The sequence below is a fragment of the uncultured Altibacter sp. genome (assembly GCF_963972995.1).
Taxonomy (GTDB): domain Bacteria; phylum Bacteroidota; class Bacteroidia; order Flavobacteriales; family Flavobacteriaceae; genus Altibacter.
The window spans coordinates 67,287-86,543 of the sequence record NZ_CAXAXI010000008.1 but is presented as its reverse complement, the minus strand read 5'-3'; the positions used below and the strand labels follow the sequence as shown (position 1 = coordinate 86,543).

General features: G+C 40.9%; 21 protein-coding genes. 7 read left to right on the top strand and 14 right to left on the bottom strand.

The window, feature by feature from the left end; translation table 11 throughout:
- Positions 1-112 precede the first annotated feature (112 nt).
- The 5 genes from AACZ11_RS05200 to AACZ11_RS05180 form a co-directional block, all read right to left on the bottom strand.
- Positions 113-1,309, bottom strand: coding sequence for a GAF domain-containing sensor histidine kinase (locus AACZ11_RS05200; RefSeq protein WP_290627227.1), 1,197 nt, complete (start codon positions 1,307-1,309; stop codon positions 113-115).
- Positions 1,310-1,394: 85 nt separating this feature from the next.
- On the bottom strand, positions 1,395-2,591 hold the full coding sequence (locus tag AACZ11_RS05195; protein ID WP_290627229.1) for a GAF domain-containing sensor histidine kinase: 1,197 nt from the start codon (positions 2,589-2,591) through the stop codon (positions 1,395-1,397).
- 110 nt (positions 2,592-2,701) lie between these two features.
- On the bottom strand, positions 2,702-3,466 hold the full coding sequence (locus tag AACZ11_RS05190) for a TIGR02757 family protein (RefSeq protein ID WP_290627231.1): 765 nt from the start codon (positions 3,464-3,466) through the stop codon (positions 2,702-2,704).
- A gap of 4 nt (positions 3,467-3,470) precedes the next feature.
- Entirely contained in the window at positions 3,471-4,130 is a 660-nt protein-coding gene (locus tag AACZ11_RS05185) for an ABC transporter ATP-binding protein (protein WP_290627234.1), read from the bottom strand.
- A gap of 48 nt (positions 4,131-4,178) precedes the next feature.
- Positions 4,179-6,620, bottom strand: coding sequence for a DUF5916 domain-containing protein (locus tag AACZ11_RS05180; protein WP_290627236.1), 2,442 nt, complete (start codon positions 6,618-6,620; stop codon positions 4,179-4,181).
- A gap of 135 nt (positions 6,621-6,755) precedes the next feature.
- On the opposite strand from AACZ11_RS05180, the gene msrA reads away from it, so the two are divergent.
- Genes msrA through AACZ11_RS05165 form a run of 3 tightly spaced genes read left to right on the top strand, consistent with a single transcriptional unit; the run spans position 6,756 to position 8,257 of the window.
- On the top strand, positions 6,756-7,301 hold the full coding sequence (msrA, locus tag AACZ11_RS05175; RefSeq protein ID WP_290627238.1) for a peptide-methionine (S)-S-oxide reductase MsrA: 546 nt from the start codon (positions 6,756-6,758) through the stop codon (positions 7,299-7,301).
- On the top strand, positions 7,302-7,901 hold the full coding sequence (gene folE, locus AACZ11_RS05170) for a GTP cyclohydrolase I FolE (RefSeq protein ID WP_034258465.1): 600 nt from the start codon (positions 7,302-7,304) through the stop codon (positions 7,899-7,901).
- A gap of 47 nt (positions 7,902-7,948) precedes the next feature.
- Complete coding sequence (locus AACZ11_RS05165) at positions 7,949-8,257, top strand: hypothetical protein (RefSeq protein WP_290627241.1); 309 nt, start codon at positions 7,949-7,951, stop codon at positions 8,255-8,257.
- A gap of 35 nt (positions 8,258-8,292) precedes the next feature.
- On the opposite strand, the gene AACZ11_RS05160 is transcribed toward AACZ11_RS05165, so the two are convergent.
- Both AACZ11_RS05160 and AACZ11_RS05155 read right to left on the bottom strand, forming a co-directional pair.
- Positions 8,293-8,850: a type 1 periplasmic binding fold superfamily protein gene (locus AACZ11_RS05160; protein ID WP_290627243.1), complete on the bottom strand. Its 558-nt coding sequence runs from the start codon at positions 8,848-8,850 to the stop codon at positions 8,293-8,295.
- A 1-nt stretch (position 8,851) separates the two neighbouring features.
- Positions 8,852-11,242: a TonB-dependent receptor gene (locus AACZ11_RS05155; protein WP_290627244.1), complete on the bottom strand. Its 2,391-nt coding sequence runs from the start codon at positions 11,240-11,242 to the stop codon at positions 8,852-8,854.
- Positions 11,243-11,463: 221 nt separating this feature from the next.
- On the opposite strand from AACZ11_RS05155, the gene AACZ11_RS05150 reads away from it, so the two are divergent.
- Complete coding sequence (locus tag AACZ11_RS05150) at positions 11,464-11,598, top strand: hypothetical protein (protein ID WP_290627245.1); 135 nt, start codon at positions 11,464-11,466, stop codon at positions 11,596-11,598.
- 2 nt (positions 11,599-11,600) lie between these two features.
- Here the strand turns inward: AACZ11_RS05150 and AACZ11_RS05145 are convergent, their stop codons facing one another.
- From AACZ11_RS05145 to AACZ11_RS05120, 6 genes are all read right to left on the bottom strand, one after another.
- Positions 11,601-11,906 (bottom strand): DUF6787 family protein, encoded by a 306-nt coding sequence (locus AACZ11_RS05145; protein WP_290627246.1) that lies wholly within the window; start codon positions 11,904-11,906, stop codon positions 11,601-11,603.
- Positions 11,903-12,307, bottom strand: coding sequence for a DUF6146 family protein (locus AACZ11_RS05140; protein WP_290627247.1), 405 nt, complete (start codon positions 12,305-12,307; stop codon positions 11,903-11,905). The genes AACZ11_RS05145 and AACZ11_RS05140 overlap by 4 nt, the downstream gene beginning before the upstream one ends.
- A gap of 112 nt (positions 12,308-12,419) precedes the next feature.
- Positions 12,420-13,058 (bottom strand): DUF937 domain-containing protein, encoded by a 639-nt coding sequence (locus AACZ11_RS05135; protein WP_290627248.1) that lies wholly within the window; start codon positions 13,056-13,058, stop codon positions 12,420-12,422.
- A gap of 38 nt (positions 13,059-13,096) precedes the next feature.
- The gene (locus tag AACZ11_RS05130; protein WP_290627249.1) at positions 13,097-14,059 is read right to left on the bottom strand and encodes a D-2-hydroxyacid dehydrogenase; all 963 of its coding nucleotides are present in this window, start codon (positions 14,057-14,059) and stop codon (positions 13,097-13,099) included.
- Positions 14,060-14,152: 93 nt separating this feature from the next.
- The gene (serC, locus tag AACZ11_RS05125) at positions 14,153-15,220 is read right to left on the bottom strand and encodes a 3-phosphoserine/phosphohydroxythreonine transaminase (RefSeq protein WP_290627250.1); all 1,068 of its coding nucleotides are present in this window, start codon (positions 15,218-15,220) and stop codon (positions 14,153-14,155) included.
- A 71-nt stretch (positions 15,221-15,291) separates the two neighbouring features.
- Positions 15,292-16,341 (bottom strand): acyl-CoA reductase, encoded by a 1,050-nt coding sequence (locus AACZ11_RS05120; RefSeq protein ID WP_339831672.1) that lies wholly within the window; start codon positions 16,339-16,341, stop codon positions 15,292-15,294.
- 64 nt (positions 16,342-16,405) lie between these two features.
- On the opposite strand from AACZ11_RS05120, the gene AACZ11_RS05115 reads away from it, so the two are divergent.
- Positions 16,406-16,756, top strand: a complete 351-nt coding sequence (locus AACZ11_RS05115; RefSeq protein WP_290627252.1) for a 4Fe-4S dicluster domain-containing protein — start codon at positions 16,406-16,408, stop codon at positions 16,754-16,756.
- Between the two features lie 93 nt (positions 16,757-16,849).
- On the opposite strand, the gene AACZ11_RS05110 is transcribed toward AACZ11_RS05115, so the two are convergent.
- Complete coding sequence (locus tag AACZ11_RS05110; protein WP_290627253.1) at positions 16,850-17,389, bottom strand: hypothetical protein; 540 nt, start codon at positions 17,387-17,389, stop codon at positions 16,850-16,852.
- A gap of 195 nt (positions 17,390-17,584) precedes the next feature.
- Here AACZ11_RS05110 and AACZ11_RS05105 point away from each other — a divergent pair, with 195 nt between their 5' ends.
- Entirely contained in the window at positions 17,585-18,445 is an 861-nt protein-coding gene (locus tag AACZ11_RS05105) for an alpha/beta fold hydrolase (RefSeq protein WP_290627369.1), read from the top strand.
- Between the two features lies 1 nt (position 18,446).
- Positions 18,447-19,244, top strand: coding sequence for an alpha/beta fold hydrolase (locus AACZ11_RS05100; RefSeq protein WP_290627254.1), 798 nt, complete (start codon positions 18,447-18,449; stop codon positions 19,242-19,244).
- The last annotated feature ends 13 nt before the right edge of the window (positions 19,245-19,257 follow it).

Below are 19,257 nucleotides of genomic sequence, written 5' to 3'. Positions count from 1 at the left end.
TTTTCATCTCAACCGGAAGCAATGCAAGAAGTATAACCAAGCCAATTCGCTTCAGTTTTAAATCCGGTGCTTTCCTATGGCGCCAAAGATATAAAATGCATCCGATTTTGAGCTATTTCTTAATGGTAAACGTAAAAGTACTTCCAACGCCTAACTCCGATTCGAGATGAATGTCGCCACCTAACTTGGTGACGAGGCTCTTTACCGTAGCAAGCCCAATACCGGTTCCTTCTTTCCCGGTTCGGTCCTTTATCCCGGCAGTTTTGAACAATTGGAAGATCTCCTCCTGCTTTTCCGGTTCAACCCCTCTTCCGTTATCGGTAATTTGAAAGGTGTAATAGCTGTCATTTTCTGACACCACAGCTGTTACGGTACACACGTCTTTTGGATTGTACTTAAGGCCGTTATCCACCAGATTGAGCACTACCTGCGTCAACGCTGCCTTGTTGATGTTTATAAAAACTCCGTTGGTGGGATAGCAAAATTCATAGTCCTTTAAAATGAGCATTTCTCTAATAGCTTCAAAGAACTCAACGTAGCTCACATCTTCTTTTTGTGATTCTGAAAGACTGTCATCCCTGTAAAATCTTAGGATCCCGTTGATGTAATCCTTCAGGGTAAGCGAAGATTCTTCTATGTATGCTAAATATTCTAATGAGGTCTCGTTCAAAGTTCCTGCATTCTCCTCCCGAAGCAATCGCGTTAGACTGGTGATATTCGCCAAGGGCGATTTAAGGTCGTGGGAAACCACATGAGCGAACGAATGCAAGCGCTCATTTCGCCGCTTTTGTTCTGCCTGAAATTCAAGCAAACGTTCATTCTTTCTATGGAGCTCAAAAAGATTGACTACCTGCTTTGCAAGCAGTACGAGTGATTTTTTTTGTTTTTCTGTAAGGACCCGTGGTTTCACATCATAGATGCAAAGTGTTCCCAATGCATAACCATTCTCATTGAGAAGGGGAGCGCCGGCGTAGAAAACGGTGCCGTATTCATCAAGAATGGGATTGTCATGGAATCGTTCGTCCGTCCGTGCGTCCTCGATAATAAACAGCTCCTTATCATCTAAAATGGCATGGCCGCAAAACGAGATATCGCGTGGAGATTCACGAATGTCCAATCCAAAATGGGATTTTAAGAAATTACGATCCCTATCCATTAGGGTTACTAATGAAATGGGCACATCACAAATTGAGGCGATCAAAGCGGTAATATTGTCGTAATCTACATCGGGTAGCGTATCTAATAAATTATAAGAATATAACTCAGCCAAACGTTCGGCCTCATTATGAGGGGGTTGTGGGGAAATCATAGTTTACTGTTAGTACTAGAAATATACGTAAGAATCGATGCCCCCGGATGTTAAGGAAGTACTAAAGTTGATGACGTTTGTACTTTTATTTAAAAGTGAACTCGAAGGTGGTACGTTTTCCCAATTCAGAGGAAACACTAATTTCGCCCCCCATACCTTTGACTAAATTTTGGACGGTAGAGAGTCCAATCCCGTGGCCTTTTTTACCATTCCGATCTAAATTTCCCACCGTGGTAAACAAATCGAATATCTCACTTTGTTTCTCCTTTGGTATTCCCATGCCGTTATCAGACAGCACAAAACGGTACACATCATCTATTTTAGTACACGTCATGTCGATAACGATCTTTTCTTTGTCGTTATACTTTAAACTGTTACCAATTAAATTAAGCAGGATCTGCTCAAGCGCAGCCCGATTGCAGGATAGTTCCAGATTATCTTCCGGGAAGTTGATCTCACAATCTATATCAATGTTTAATAAGTCTACAATCTCTTCCAAAAGCTGGTTGAGGTCAAATGTCTCATGTGAGCCGGAGGTGAGTTTGTCACTTTCGTAGTGCGCTAATAAGCCCGAAATATAATCGCTTAGTGTGAATGACGATTGCTTGAGGTAGGAAATGTATTTTTGAGCTTGTGTATCTAATTGATCTGAATATTTTGCCTTCAGGATATCTGCCGTTAAGATCATATTCGCTAAAGGCATTTTCATGTCGTGTGAAATGACGCCTGCGAAATTTTTCAATTCTTCATTCTTGTTCTGAAGCTCTTTTTGAAGCAATTCAAGTTGTTTGTTCTTTTTTCGTTCTTCAAACAAGTTCATCACCTGATGCGCCAAAGCGAGGAGGGTCTTTTTTTGCTTACTGTCTAACGTGCGCGGCTTTACATCGAAAACGCAAAGTGTTCCAAGTGGAAAGCCCTGCGGATTTATAAGTCTAACGCCGGCATAGAATATGGCCCCTTGTTCGGTCACCAAGGGATTGTCCTTAAAGCGCTTGTCCTTTCTGGCGTCTTCTACAATAAATATGTTCGATTCGTCCAGAATAGCATGTCCGCAAAAAGAAATATCACGCGGCGACTCATTAAAAGGAATGCCGTAATGCGATTTCAGGAAATTGCGATCGGCGTCCAGCAATGTAACCAACGATATAGGCACGTCACAGATACTTGCTACCAACGCCGTAATATTGTCGAAATCCTGCTCCGGAAGCGTATCCAACAAATTATAAGATTTAACTGCGCGAAGGCGCTCTTGTTCATTCTTCGGAAGCGTTGGTGAAATCAATGTAAGGTTCTTTTTTGTTTAGTTGACCTACAAATATCGTAAAACCGAAAGTGATATGTTAACATTTTACACAAAAAAGTTAACGCGTAAACCTTCATATCTGCTTTGTTTCAGAATTTCTCAAATACTCCTAAGCCAAACAGCGCGAAATCGTATTTAACAGGATCGTTGCTATCCATGAGCCGTAAGGATGTATCCAGTTCTACCAATGCTTTCGCATCATTCTGTTTACGCGTGAGCAATTCTAACTTTCGGGCCACGTTCCCGCTGTGCACGTCCAGCGGACAGGAAAGTTGAGCAGGGGAGAGGCCTTTCCATATTCCAAAATCTACTCCAACAGCATCCTTTCGCACCATCCACCGTAAGAACATATTGATGCGTTTGGCAGCAGAATTCTTCAGCGGATCGCTAAAATGTTTTTCAGTTCTGGGGAGATGCGGCAATGCAAAGAAGATCTTTCGAACGTGATGTATGCCTTCTTGCAGGGTTTTCCCTTCCGAAGCATTCACGAATACCTGCTCGAGTCCGCCGTGATTTTGGTAGATGTGCTGTAAAGCTTTCAGGAAATAAATAAGATCCTTCTCATTAAAGGTACGATGTACAAAACCGGCAAAGCGTTCGGTGTCATTTTCAGTAAAATGCAACACGAACTCATGCGGGGAATGGTCCATGAGATCCATGAGTCGCGCACCATTTGTAATGATACTTTTTCTATTCCCCCATGCAATGGTAGCAATTAAGAAGGCAGCGATCTCTATATCCTCTTTTTTTGTGAAACCATGAGGAATTTGGATGGGATCGGTTTCGATGAATTTTGGCTTATTGTAAAAAGCTGCTTTTTCGTCCAGAAACTCCTTTAGCTCGCTCCGGTTCATGGAGTTATATTAAGATTTTACCATCCTGCATGGTCAACTTGCGGTCGGCCATATTAGCCAGCTCCTCATTGTGTGTAACGATCACAAAGGTCTGTCCAAATGTATCGCGCAGGGTAAAAAAGAGTTGATGGAGGTTCTCTGCGCTCTCGGTATCTAAGTTTCCGCTGGGCTCGTCGGCTAGAATGATGGCGGGATCATTCACCAAAGCCCTTGCCACTGCCACCCGTTGTTGTTCCCCGCCGGACAGCTCGTTGGGTTTATGGCTTTCCCGATGTGAGAGACCTAAGAAATGGAGTAATTCTTTGGCTTTTATCTCTGCTTGTGCCCGTGAAGTATTTTTTATAAAAGCAGGAATGCACACATTTTCGAGTGCGGTGAATTCGGGTAATAATTGATGAAACTGAAAGATAAATCCCAGATTCTCATTCCTAAACTTTGCCAACTGTTTCCCTTTAAGTGTGGCTATGTTGGTAGTGTTGATGTGTAAGGATCCTTGAGCTGTTTCATACCCGTCTAAAGTTCCCAGAATTTGAAGGAGCGTTGTTTTTCCTGCTCCCGAAGCGCCTACAATGGAAACAATTTCCCCCTTCAAAATATGAAGATCTACCCCCTTTAATACGTGAAGGTCGTCATAATATTTGTGGATGTTTTGAGCTTCGATCATTGTGGTTTTTGTTAGTGATGAAAATACTACAATTTCATAAAATGGGAACTAAGAGTCCTTATTTAATAATCCTCGCACATTATTGTAGTCCACAAAATAGGTAATACGAAGGGACAGGGTGTTTTGTTGCGGTTGGTCAAAAAGGTTTCTAAGACTTTCTCCGTAGCCTAGGGTTGATTGGGAGTCGAAATTAAAAATCTGATTGCGATATAAAAGGGTTGCTTCACTACCCGGTGCAAAACGCCAGCGAAAACTGAGATCCAAGTTCCAAATGTTGAAGTTGGCATTAGGGTCATTTTCTGAAATGTCGTAATCCGCATTGGTAAGGGTGCCATCTTCATTTAGTGTAAAAAATACATCTTCGGTATAGTCTGCGGTACTCCAAAAGTTTCGGAAGCGCAGGTCGACTGCTTTATACGGATCGAAATTATAACTCGCCTGAATGCTATTCTCAATATTGACACGCTCCCGTTGCCCGAAGAAAATTTCAGTTTCCGTATTGTCTACATATCCAAAATCTTTCTCCCGAAAGGAAAATTCAGAAGAGAGGATCATTAAAAATTTATCTGAAAAGCGATATCTGGGTTCAATATCGAAAAATGTGTTTTGTCTGCTTTCGGTATCGAAATAGGAGCGATATCCGAAATTAATATCGTAAGCAAACTTCTTGCGATAATCTGAAGATACGAAAACATTTCCGCCAAGACTGGCGCCAAATGCAACAAAACGTCCGGGGACCCGCGGTTCAAAATAGTCATCGTCTTTCGAAAAATAACTTATATTTCCTCCAAAAGCGAACCTGCTTTTTAAGACGAAGAATGTATTAAGATTCAATGTGTTGCCAATTTCAACATCCGGTCGATAGCGCCTGCGATGTCTGGCAGTAAGTTCAAAACGATAGTTGTTGAACCATTGGGTAGGTTCGAATATCTGGTACGAAGCACCCGCTACGAAGTTGTTAAAATTATTCTCAAAATTCAATCCCAAATCATTGATATCGTAGGTGGAGTTGGAAAAATCGTGCCCTATACGGTATCGAAATTTACCTTTGATCCTAAAGATGTCTAATTCTGAAAGAAATCCCGTTTTTGTACCATCAAAATTATTCACGTTGCTAACGATGGCTCTGCCGGAACTTCGAAAATTATTGTCTTTATCGGCTACATCAAATACAAAGGCTGAGGTGTTGCCGTCCCTAAAGTGTCCTTCGCGAGTTACATTGGTATTGATAAGTGAAACCGAAGAATTTCCGTTAAACTGTTGGTCCAATACTACAATGTTGTAATTGGAAAGCGGCTCTACCAGCACATCTCGGGTGGTGCCTGCCGCCGTATCTCGAATGGTGGCATAGGTTTTTTCTGTTACGGCATTAAAGAACCCAATACCCAACTTATCTTTTGTTCTTCCGGAGATCTTTAGGGCATTCAATAAGTTTACTTTGCCGGGATAGTTTTCAACGATCTCTGTATCGTCAAGCGTTCCAACATCGCCTGTAGGGCCACTACCCACACGCCGTGAAAAAAAGATCCGCCCAATATTGAAGAGATCGGTTCCTTCGGTGAAGAATTGCCGGTTCTCTCCAAAGGTTTGTTCAAAAGGGCCTAGGTTCAATCTCACTTCATCAAAAGATGCCTGACCAAAATCCGGGATGAGCGTAGCATCCAGCGTGAAACTGTCACTTAACCCGTATTTCACGTCCATTCCGGCAGAGAGGTTCGCGTCTGTATCGCCATCAAAATTAGTGATCACTCCTTGTGCAAAGGGGAAGAATGTAAGCCGCACAGGCGGGTTGATATCTCGTACCCCTGTAACTAATCCATTATATTGCGTTTCTTGTCCCACGCTGTTCTTGATAAAGTTCCATGTGTGAGTTTGGTTTTCACGTACGAGACGCCTGTAGAAGTTTACACTCCAGTCCTGCACAGCAACTTCGGGAAAGCGAAGTGCGTTATAAGGTATCTTAAATTCGGCATACCATCCTTTGTCATCCTTCGAGATCTTACACTCAAAGACAACATTATAACTGAAATCGAAGTTGTTTTGCCCTCGTATCGCGTCTCCAATGGTTCCTGCGCTGGTCACGTAAAACCGTGTTTCATTGATGCCGTCGTTATAGGTATTAAGAGCTACCGAAAAATAATCGGCTTGAACAAAAACCTCGTCTCTTTGGGAGAACTGACTTAAAATTCGATCGGGTTGCGGATCGTAGAGATATGCTGCGACATATACCGCTTTATCATCGTAGGCCATCTTTACTTCGGAAGCGTACCCTTCAGGTATCATACCTTCATTTCCGGGTTCGTACATAAAAAAATTCCCGTAAGCGGGTAATGATTGCCAAACGGGATCGTCTAAGATTCCGTCGATACGGGGTGGTTCCTCAATTCGGACTGCTTCGATGGTTTTTTTTTCTTGAGAAAAACTTTTCAGAAAACTTAAAAAAAGAATACAAAGTAATAGAATAGAATAGCTTCTGGATGTATAGCCCATTTTGTGATTTTGATTGATGACAAAGGGATCGTCGGCAAAGCTAACGTACAAGATGCGCCGGAAGTATTAACAAAAAGTTAAAATGCCGTCGAAGAAAGAAAAGCACGACTTTTAAATTGTAATATTGTTTAATATATGCATAAAAACTTAGAACAAATAGTGTTAGCGGGAGGGTGCTTCTGGTGTACCGAAGCCGTTTTTCAGCGTATTGAAGGCGTAGAGCAGGTTGTTTCCGGCTATACCGGTGGAACCATCAAAAATCCGGCTTATAGAGAAATTTGTACAGGAAGGACGGGGCATGCCGAGGCGATTCAGGTTTCTTTCGATCCTGCCATAGTTTCCTTAGATACTTTATTGGAGGTCTTTTTCGCCACACATGATCCTACGACCTTGAACCGACAGGGAAACGATAAAGGTACACAATACCGCAGCGCGATTTTTTACGCTAACGAAACACAAAAAGAACGAGCCGAGGCTTTTATACAACTGTTAGAAGATAACAGGGTGTTCGATCAACCTATCGTCACAGAGGTGACGCCATTAGGGGTGTTTTATAAAGCCGAAGAAGATCATCAAAACTATTACAATGATAATACCCAACAGCCTTATTGCCAGTTTATCATATCGCCAAAAGTGGATAAGATCAAGAAGTTCTATTCAGAAAAACTAAAGACAACATAAATGGGATCCTACAAATTCTTTGAAGAATACAACCATGAAGTGACCGACGATCTTCGCAATAACTTTTCAGAAATATTGAAAGGTGTTGGAGAAGATATTACGCGGGAGGGTATTGTAAAAACACCGGAACGTGCTGCCAAAGCCATGCAATTCCTTACATCCGGTCATTGTCAGGACCCGGAAGAAGTGTTGCGCAGTGCCATGTTTGCTGAAGGTTATAACGATATGGTCATCATCAAGGATATAGAATTGTATTCCTTATGTGAGCACCACATGTTGCCCTTCTTCGGAAAAGCGCACATCGCCTACATACCCGACGGCCATATTGTGGGTCTTAGCAAGATCCCCAGGGTCGTGGATATTTTCGCACGCCGACTCCAAGTGCAGGAACGCCTCACGCATGATATCTTAGAATGTATCAATACAACATTAAAACCCAAAGGTGTCGCTGTGGTTATCGAAGCATCGCATATGTGTATGATGATGCGGGGTGTACAAAAGCAAAACAGTGTGACTACCACATCGGGTTTTCGAGGACAATTTGAAAAGATAGAAACACGTAGTGAGTTTCTCAAACTCATTAGCAGTGATCTTGCATAATTTTGGCACCTTTATTGCGTTCTAATTAGTGAATTAAATTAAAAACTATGCAACAATCTAAATATACATTACTCAGGAAAGGTTTGCTTTTTGATGCGGTGGGGATGATCACTATGGCGATCCCCGTTGTGGGCCCTTTTCTTGACCTCCTTTGGGCGCCTTACGCTGCAAAGAAAATGAATGATATGTATTCAGGTACTTCCGGAAAAGTAGCTTCGGTGATCGTATTCATTGAAGAAATTCTACCCATAAGTGACTTTATCCCTACCTTTACACTTATGTGGTTATATACCTTTGTACTTTCAACAAAAAAACATCCACAACCGCAACCTATTGAAGTAAAAGTAAACGAATAAAAAAGCCCCGTTCGGGGCTTTTTTTTTATCATTATTTATTGAATTGTGAGGGGAAAATTTACCGAGACATCGGTTTCTCCACCTGCATCACCCAATGTGCCATCATTAGGCTTTTTAGGTTCATGACGTAAAACCAAGTTAAGACTTCCTGTACTTGCAGCTCCTGCCATGGCAGAAAATAAAGTGCCAAGCGGATTACCATTGCTATCTACATTCTCATATTGGAAACTTAGGTTCAAATTTGTACTTGGAATATAGAAAACTTGGTGCTCTTCGGCTTCGGCATTAACCTCTACCGTTATATCTTCGGCAGGATTTTCGGTCTCGTTTAAAAATTGTACGGTACCGTTATAGTTAGTATTTGCCGCAAAGTCACCGGATACAGTCACTACAGGCGCATTAGGCCCATCACCGTCCAAATCTCTGGAAGTCAACACAACGGCTGTCCCGCCGCCATCAGGAGTAAATGTTAAGATAACGGTTGTTATTATTTCTTCCTCATTTACAGGTTCGGTACTATCGTCATCATTTGAGCAAGCTACAAACAAGCCTGCGATCGTGAAAAGCAAAATAGATATATATGATTTTTTCATTTTAAAAATTTATTTTAGTTGTTATTAAAAAATTTCTTCCTAAGTCATCTGCATAATAACGGAGGCGGTTTAAATAATTTCTGTACGATTGATTAAAAAGATTTTGTACCTGAATGCCAATGGCAGCCTTAGTTTTTTCAAACAAAACGAACGTATAGTTTCCGGCTATTTCAAAGAGATTGTATGCATCGGGTGGGGTACTAACGTCTACTGTTTCAAAAGTTTCAGTCTCAGGTAAAAAAACTTCAAAATTATTGTTTGGAAATTCATTTTGTCTAAATACGTATTGCTGTTTGACAGAAAAAGACCAACTTTCTTTTGTGTATGCCAAGGTATTATAAAGGTTTACCGGAGGCATATTTATTAAAGGGGTGCTGTTGCTTCGCTCGTATCCTTTCAAAAAAGAGAACTGATGCGAAAAATCCAAGGTCTCACTAATTTTATACCCAAAGTCTACGTCGACACCAAAAATCGCTGCCGGAACTTGGCGATATTCCCATACTTGAAAATTGCCACGCACGGTTTGCTGAACCCCTGTAGGCTCAATGATGATAAAATTGTCCAAATGATTGTAAAAGGGCTGTACCGAAAAACTGAGGTTCCCTTTTTTCTGAATGGCCAAAAGAACTTTCTTCGATATCTCCGAAGAAAACCTTAGATCGCCCAATTCGATACGGGAAGCACTGTGATGCAAACCTTCGCTAAACAATTCAGAAGGATTTGGAGCTCTTTGTGAAAGTGCCAAATTGCTAAAAATCCACCAATCATCCTTCAAGTTGTAACTCGCTCCCAACGTTGCAGCTACATTGTTGAAGCTCGGCTTAGGATTAGTTAAAATCTGATTTCCAAATTCTTCCACAACCAATTCGGGGAAGAGTTCGTCGTAGTTTCTACTTTCCCAAAATGAAGTTCTATAGAATTTTAGTACATCCATGGATGTGTGGTCAAAACGAATTCCTGCTTCTCCTATAAGACGATCACTAAATTGATAATCGGCTATAAAAAAACCTCCCAGCTTATATTGGTCATAGTCGGGAATAAGTCTTCTAACACCGGTATCGGGATTCGCAAAATTTGTTTGGTAATTAAAAGCCAAGCCGGTTTTAAAAGAGAAATTTCCTTTATCCTCTTCCAGGTCCATTTGAAAGTTATGTGTGGTTAATTCGAGATCTACCGAAGGTGTATCTCTGTTGTCACCTCTTCTAACATCAAATTCCAATCGGTTATTTAATTGAAAGTCATACTGGAATTTCACAGTTCCGAAGCCTTCGTATTTTTTGAAAACATTTACTTTTCCGATTTGATGGGTTACCTCCTGTCTGGGTTGGTCAATTTCGTAAGTAAAGTCTTCAATAATTAACGGGCGATCACTATTTATGGCAATTACTTGGTCTTCTGCACCTCCTAAATGTGAAGCTCTTAAGATCCCTACTTCATTTTTAAAATAAGAATAGAGAATATCCACGCCCCAGTTGATCCTGTTTAAACCTGATTTTAATAAAAAATCCCTTTCAAAATTTCCTGTATTTGAAAGAACATAATCCGGAGATTCGAAATCCCCAAACCGCTTAAAAGTCCCTTGAATTTGAGCATTCCAGCCACTTTCGAAACTTTTAATTAAAGATGTAGTGTTGGATCCACCTTTACCATTGCTGCTAAAGGTGAAAATGCTCCTTCCAAATAGCGAATCCTTTATGGGGATGCGAACCGGCTCAGTAACAATTATTCCGCCAATGGCATCACCGGTATATTGCAATGCTGACGCCCCTTTTATAACCGTAATTCGACTAGCAGTATTTAGATCGACATTGGGAGAATGTTCCACACCCCATTCTTGATCTTGCATGCGAACGCCATTATTAATTGTTGAAACTCTGCTGCTATGCAAACCATTAATCACCGGTTTCACCACTGTATTTCCAGTATTGAGTGTAGTAACCCCACTTAAGTTTCGTATTGCGTCTCCCAAACTTTGGCCACTGTAATTCTCCAGCATGTCCCTATCTATTGTATTCTCCAAAACAGTTTCTGTTTTAGTCGTGTAGGCCTTAGCCGATAAAACGATCTCGTTTAAAGAATCTATATGATGCTCTAGGTAAAACGTTTTCTCATCATCATCACTTATGGATATTGAAACCACTTTGGTTTTACACTCTGGGTGGGAAATTTGTAAATTATAATCGCCCTCACACAAGGAGTTGAACTCGAAAGTACCATCGAGATCGGTTTGAGTGGCTGCATCAATTCCTGCAATGACAATAGTGGCACCTATCAAAGGTGAACTATCATGGAAATCGCGAATAGTACCAGTAAATTTTAGATTACAATCTTGAGAATAGACCGTACAAACAAAATTACTCGCTACAAAAATTGCAAGCAATAAAATGCGCATATTAAAAGGTTTAGAATGGACAAAAGAGAACTTTAAATATACGCCGGGGGTGCTCTCAATTGTTTAAACCTATATGTGTTATTATGCAGTCGTTTTATGAAATATTCTGAAGCTTTCTTTTCAACTTTCGTAACTAAGATCTCTTGAGTTCCTTCATGAAAAAGATAGATTTTTGAAAAGAAAAAGAAGTTTATTGAACAATCTAACTTGTCTTCGTGAATATGGGTAAGAACATCATTGCAGGGTTTGTGATCATGACCTTCAAAAAGATGGGAGAACTGAAACGCAGAAGGGAACAGCAAGGCGAACACCAAGAACGGTGTTATGATATATTGCCTAATATCGCTTTTCACTAACATTATTTGCTTCCAATTAAAAATCCCAATTTCATACCGCGCAGCATCTTTTTCTCAAATTCCCAAAAAAAGGTGTATTCGCCAAATAGCCATCCAAATAGGACGAGAAGGACCTGATACAGCGGAAAAATGATCACAATACGTGTCGTCCAATAAAGCAACCAACCCATCTCTCTTGTGATGCCTACCCAACTTGTCATGGGGCCTGCAAATTTTGCGGCTGTACTACCGGTAATGGCGAACACCACAAAAATAACAAAAAGTTGCCAGTTAGAAGTAATATTCCAACGTTCTTTCAAACGCTTCATCGTAGCCGCTGCCTATATTTTTGTTCGAAGAATTGAAAATAATTATAGAGTAAATAATTGACCTCATGCCCATAATCGATATCCGATCTATATTCGATCTCCTGTGGATATAATGCTCTTGAAAAAGACAAATTGCGAACCCTGTTATTGTACTCTAATACATAGAAATAATTTCGGTTCTCCAGGAAGGTCGTTTCATAATAAGAACGTGGGGGTTGCGTGATTAGCCACGCATCAAAACCGGGTTCAATAATGAGGATCTCATATTCCAAACTGTCATTAGCGATGCGAATCGTATCAGACGTGCTGCCTGTTGCCGTGTCTCCCTTCATAACAGACTTACCGGATTCACAGCTGTAGATGCTAAGAGCGAGGATACATAAAACGAATAATACTCTCATACTGAAGATTTTTATAAAATTACAAAAGGTTCCTCTTCGTTTAACCGATTTTAACGGGCTTTAACATTAAAAAACCACGCAGGGCGTGGTTGTACGAATGGTTATCTTTTAATTATCTTCCGAAGAGACTTCCCAGAAGACCTCCTTTTTTTGATTTGCTGCCGCCTCCCAATACCATACCTGCAATATCATCGACAACACTGCCGTCACCATCGCCGTCTAACAAGGTTTCAATGAGGCTTTGCTGTCTCTTTTGTTGACGTCGACCACCTCCCAACATACCACCCAGTAAACTGTCCAATCCCGACTCCGATTGTACGTTCTGTTGTTGTTTTTCTTTTCCCAGATACCCTAGAACAATAGGAGCGAGGACAGCTAGGATCTGCATTACAGAATTACTGTCCACACCGGATTTCTTCGAAATGGCAGCTACTACATTATCTTGTGAACCACCCAGCACATGACCTAAAATCCCGAGACCATCGATCTTTACTTCTTCATTGACACCACCGCCAAAAAGTTCTCCAAGGTTGTCTAATATACTACCATCGTGCTTCGCATTGAGCGCATTCATTAAACCTGAAGCTCCTTCAGATTTTGAAGTATTTCTTTTCATAGCACCCATTAACAGAGGTATTGCCATAGAGACGACTGCTGCGGTCTTATCTTCCGGTTGACTTGTTTCATTACTTACTCCGTTGATAATTTGTCTCCCGAGATCACTTTGGATTAAATCTACTAAACTTGCCATATAGTTGGTTTATAAAATATAATTCTAAAATTACACAATTATCTCGTGGCAGGTTTTAAAATCGCTATGATCTGTTCTGCTAACTCGGTGCCTATTCGATCTTGCGCTTCATCGGTCGCTGCACCAATGTGTGGACTCAGTGAGATCTTTTCGTTCATAAGGACCTTAATAGCAGGTGTGGGTTCCTGTTCAAAAGTATCCAGACCCGCAAAGGAAAGTTTTCCGCTGTCCAAGGCGTCTATTAACGCTACTTCATCGATAACACCTCCTCGTGCCGCATTGATTATGGCAGCGCCATTCTTCATTTGTTCTATTTCGTTTCGTCCAATAATGTAATCTTTTTGTGCAGGAACATGCAAAGTGATAAAATCACTGTGTTTTATTAATTCTGAAACAGGTTCGGTCTTTATTTTTAACGTAATTTCTTGTCCGTCGTAAAACTTCAATGTGATATCTGCTTCACCTACATGGCTATCGCTGGCAATTACTTTCATACCGCACCCTAAGGCGATTTTTGCAACTTCACGTCCTATACGCCCAAATCCGATGATGCCAATGGTCTTTCCGCGTAATTCACTTCCGCCGGCATAGTTCTTCTTTAAATCTTTAAAACGGCTATCGCCGTCCAAGGGCATGTTTCTGTTAGCATCATGCAAAAAGCGAACACCGCCAAAGAGGTGCGCAAATACCAATTCTGCTACCGATGATGAAGATGCCGCCGGGGTATTGATCACTTCAATTCCCTTTTCACGGGCATAGGCTACATCTATATTGTCCATGCCTACACCACCCCTGCCAATTACTTTTACAGAGGGACATGCGTCTATTACATCTTTGCGTACTTGTGTAGCACTGCGAACCAGAATGACGTCAATGGAGTGCTCATTGATAAAGTTAATGAGTTGTTCTTGTGCGACTTTAGTGGTGATTACCTCAAAACCTTCTTTTTCCAGCGCTTCAATTCCTGATCTTGAAATACCGTCGTTCGCTAATACTTTCATAATTCGTTTTAAATTTAATTCTTTAATATACTATGTTGGATCCTGTTAGATACTCAAGAAGTAACTGTTCCTTTGATACCGCTAGAGATGTATTTAGTTAGATCGTTCCAATTCTTGCATCACATCTACCAAGACTTGTACGCTTTCTAAAGGCAAAGCATTGTACATGGATGCGCGATATCCTCCTACACTGCGATGCCCATTCAAACCATTGATACCGGCCGCTTTCCAAAGGCTGTCAAAGCGGTCCTTTTGGTTGTTGTCCGTGAGATTAAATGTGGCGTTCATCTTAGAACGATCCTCCTTATTGGGGACGAATCCTTCAAACAGCGGATTACGGTCAATTTCACTGTAAAGCAACGCTGCCTTTTGATTGTTGATTTTTTCAATGGCAGCAACGCCTCCCATGTCTTTCAACCATTCTAAAGTCAACATGGACACATATACAGGGAATACAGCCGGCGTATTGAACATGCTTTCTTTACTAATATGGACTTGATAATTCAACATAGAAGGAATCTTTCTTGAAACCTTTCCTAGAATATCTTCTTTTACGACCACCAGGGTTGTTCCTGCCGGGCCCATGTTCTTTTGAGCACCTGCATATATAAGTGCAAATTTTGAAAAATCCAGTTGCCTTGAGAAGATATCGCTGCTCATATCGCAAACGATAGGTACATTGGTCTCCGGGAAACTTTGCAGTTGCGTTCCGAAGATGGTATTGTTGCTGGTACAATGAAAATAATCGGCGTTGGAAGGAACCTCATAATTCTTTGGGATGTAGTTGAAGTTACTTTCTTTAGAAGATGCCACTTCAACAACGTCTCCAAGTAACTTTGCTTCCTTGATAGCTTTGTCGCTCCAAGTACCCGTATTTAAATAAGCCGCTTTATTCTCCAATAAATTATAAGCCACCATCAGAAATTCTAAACTTGCTCCACCTTGTAAGAATAGGGCTTGGTATCCTTTATTTTGAAGTCCCAAATGTTCTAAGGCCAAGGCACGCGCCTTGTCCATTACATCCACAAAATCTTTGCTGCGATGTGAAATTTCTATGAGTGACAGATCCAAACCGTTAAAGTTTAAAACTGCTTCTGAAGCTTTTTGCATTACCGACTGCGGAAGAATACAAGGACCGGCGCTAAAATTATGTTTTTTCATTGAAATTGAATGTTTTGCGATACAAAGATGTAAATTCTAACAGCATTTGGGGTTAATATATTGATAATTTATCAAGATAATTTCAACAGGAACGAGAGTGTATCGACACCGTCGGCATAGTCCCATAAACGAGGCGTTTGTCCCTCACCAAAAGGAATGTCATCTATAGAAACTATACATTGTAAATGATCCCGTTGTTCGGCTAGAGTTGCGCGTACTTCCGAAGCATCAGTGTAGGATTCCCAAAAAACCACCGAAATAGGAGAGGAGAAGCCTTCATCCTTCTTCAGCAAAAGAAACTCATTGTCTAAAAGGTCCATGCCACTCATGAGATAGACAGCTTTGTTATAATCGTAATTATTGATGTATTTTGTATGATTGATGATGTCTTTCCAAGAGTACATCGCCTTGAAGAATGGGTCGAAATCATAGCCCTCGGGCACATAGATCTTCGAAACATTTCTACAACCTAGTCCGAAATACCTAAAAATATCATTAGCCAACAGCTCTAATTGCTCAGGGGTTTCATCACCTGTAAGCATGGCAACGGCATTTCGGGTCTTCCGAATAATGTGAGGATATTTTCCAAAGTAATAGTCAAAATATCGCGCCGTATTATCACTCCCTGTGGCAATCACCGCATCAAAGTCTTGCAGTTTTTCTTCGGAAAAGGCAATCATATCTTCAAATTCGGGTGCTACAGCCACCAAGTAAGATGCGAGATAGGGTAGGAGTTGTCTATCGTTTGAGGAAAGCTTACCGAGAAAACGATGTCCTGAGATCAAAACCGAAAGAAAATCATGGAAGCCCACCAAAGGTATATTCCCGGCCATGATAACGGCAACGGTACTGGGGGATGTGTCCTTGATTGTATAGGCAGATAGCCAGGTTTTTATATGTGCTTCGGAAAGTGCTTCAGACCAACTTTTACAGGCAAACCGAAGATTTTCGGGAGTGAACCAACCGTTGTGGTGTTGTGCTGCCTGCAATCGATCCTTCATTCCGAAGAAAAATTCAGAATTAAACGGTATATCTTGCTTCATTTCAGCATTTTCCTCACCAAACTGCCCTAAAAACCTGCCTAGTGTACTAAATGCGTTAATTCTTTGTTGTAATTGCATACGAAGTTTGGAGTTGCCCTTTATAGACCTTAAATTTGCGGCAAAGTTAGAAAAAGAAATACCGATGGCCATTATAATTACAGATGAATGTATTAACTGCGGCGCTTGTGAGCCGGAATGCCCCAATACTGCGATCTACGAAGGAGCAGATGATTGGCGCTATGCAGATGGAACAGACCTGGAAGGAAATGTAGTACTTCCCAACGGAAAAGCTGTGGATGCCGGCGAAACGCAAGAACCCATTAGTGATGAGATCTACTATATCGTTCCCGATAAGTGTACCGAATGTAAGGGCTTCCATGATGAGCCACAATGTGCAGCTGTTTGCCCGGTGGATTGTTGTGTGCCGGATGAGGACCATGTAGAAAGTGAAGCAGAATTATTAGGCAAGCAAGCCTTCCTTCATCACAAGTAGGATATATATAAACAAAAAAAATGTCATCCTCGTTCCATCATGGAAGTCTCTGGATGACATTTTCCTTTTATACGGGGGCGTTACAGCCTCTAATTACATTTTATCTTTCTTCATGACCTTTGTTTCGGCCGGGTCCAATTTATACAATGTATATACGATTGAATCGGTTTTAGGGTCGTAACTTTCTACTACAAAATGTCCGTTCTGATTAAAATAACCGAATGAACTGTTACCATTTTGAGACATTATATAATATCCTTTCTGCGACGACGGACGAATTACGGCATATTCTACAGGCTTAGTGTCGTCTTCCGTCATAGTAATTAATTGGAAACCATTTGTAGAATGCGGTTCGAAACGATAGGATATTCCGTCGTTGGAATAGTTTACGTCTGTTTTCACTTTTACAGGCTCCATGACCGTACTAAAGTTGTGTTTTCCATCGAAACTTGTCAATGCCAAATCTTGGCTTTGCTTGGTCGTGACTTCTTTCGTTGTAACGTCTACACCTTTGCTATCCTTAACGGTTGTTTTCGTTACTGTGGTAGTCGTTTTTTCGTTCTCATTTTGGGTTACCTGCGAAAACGCAGTTGTACACGCTGCTAGTGCACATACCATTAATATCTTCTTCATAATAGTTTCAGTTTTGATTAATACTGAATTAAAAGTACAGAAGATGAATGTTAAATACCGATAACAGCATGATAAGACTTTCCTAAACTTTGAAGAAGAGCAGTTAATTTATCATAATTTTTCTTAAAATCCGGGCTTTTAAGGGATTGTTGGCGTCGCCTGTATCAAATGCATACTTTTTTGTACTTTAGACACATGCCTGTTTGGTTGGACATACTTATAACGGTACTTGCCATATATGTTGGTATTAGTATAGCACTGTATTACCTTCAGGAATATTTCTTATTCAAGCCCGAAAAATTACCTAAAGATTTCAAATTCTATTACGATAACCAGATCGTTGAAGAATACAATCTGGAAACTCGAGACGGTGCGACCATCAATGGGCTGCATTTTAGAGTTAGAAATCCGCGCGGGGTCGTGCTCTATTTGAAAGGTAATTCAAAAAGCATTAAAGGCTGGGGGAAGTTTGCGGTGGATTTTACCAGAAACAAGTATGATGTGATCATGATAGATTATCGCGGTTTTGGAAAAAGTACCGGAAAACGTTCACAAAAGGCGATTAAGAATGACCTGCAATATATTTACAATACCATTCGAGAACGTGTGGACGAAAAATATATAATCCTCTATGGCAGATCCCTTGGGTCCGGTTTTGCTACCAAATTAGCATCCATGAACAACCCCAAGTTGTTAATACTTGATGCTCCCTATTACAGTCTTTCAAAGGTCACAGGAAGGTTTATGCCTTTTATGCCTTTATCCATTATTATGCGTTATCCGCTGCCTACCTATAAGTGGTTGAAATATGTAAATTGCCCGGTGCGCATCATTCATGGTACACAAGACAATCTTATACCCTTTAGCAGCAGTGTAAAACTCTCACAGATAAAACCAAAGCAAACACGACTGTACCCGGTAATAGGCGGGGGACATAAAAACCTCAATAATTTTGAAGAATACCACAAAATTCTAGAAGAGATCCTTACTGCCAAAGATTACAATATAGATCTTTCCACCACGAGTCTTCATGTTAAACATTCAGCCAAAAAATAGGATGGGATATTTGAAAAAGACATTAATTGTCGTTCTATCTGTAGTCGTACTGTCTCTTACCTTACTATACGCCATGCAAACAAAACTTCTATTTCATCCCACAAAGCTGTCAGAGGATTATACCTACACCTTTTCAGCACCGTTTGAAGAGCTTTTCATGGAGACGACTGACGGAGCGAGGCTTAATGCCCTTCATTTTAAAGCAACTGCTCCCAAGGGTATTATTCTTTATTTTCACGGTAACGCCGGCGATCTTTCGCGATGGGGAGCTATCACGACCTATTTTCTTCCTTTCGGGTATGATGTATTGGTCATGGATTACCGCACTTACGGGAAAAGTACGGGAAAACTTTCTGAAGAGACACTGTATGAAGATGCGCAGCTTTGGTATGAGCACCTCCTAAAACAATGGACTGAGGATGCCATCGTGGTTTACGGACGCTCATTGGGAACCACATTGGGAACCTATGTTGCGGCAAAGAACAGCCCTAAGCAACTTATCTTAGAAACACCATTTTACAGCATGACCGATGTCGCTCAACGTCGTTTCCCAATCTTACCTATTAAATATTTACTGAAGTTCAATTTTCCAACCTATTCTTTTGCGGGAAAGATAGAGTGTCCTATCTTAATACTTCACGGAACAAATGATGCGGTGGTTCCGTATGCTTCTGCAAAAGACCTTGAGCTTCAATTTCCCGAAGCGTTGGTTTCTTTTGTTACCATAGCGCAGGGCGCCCACAACAATCTCGTGGAGTTTGCCGAATATCACGCTGCTATTGCTGAGGTGCTTAATTAAAAAACCCCCGATG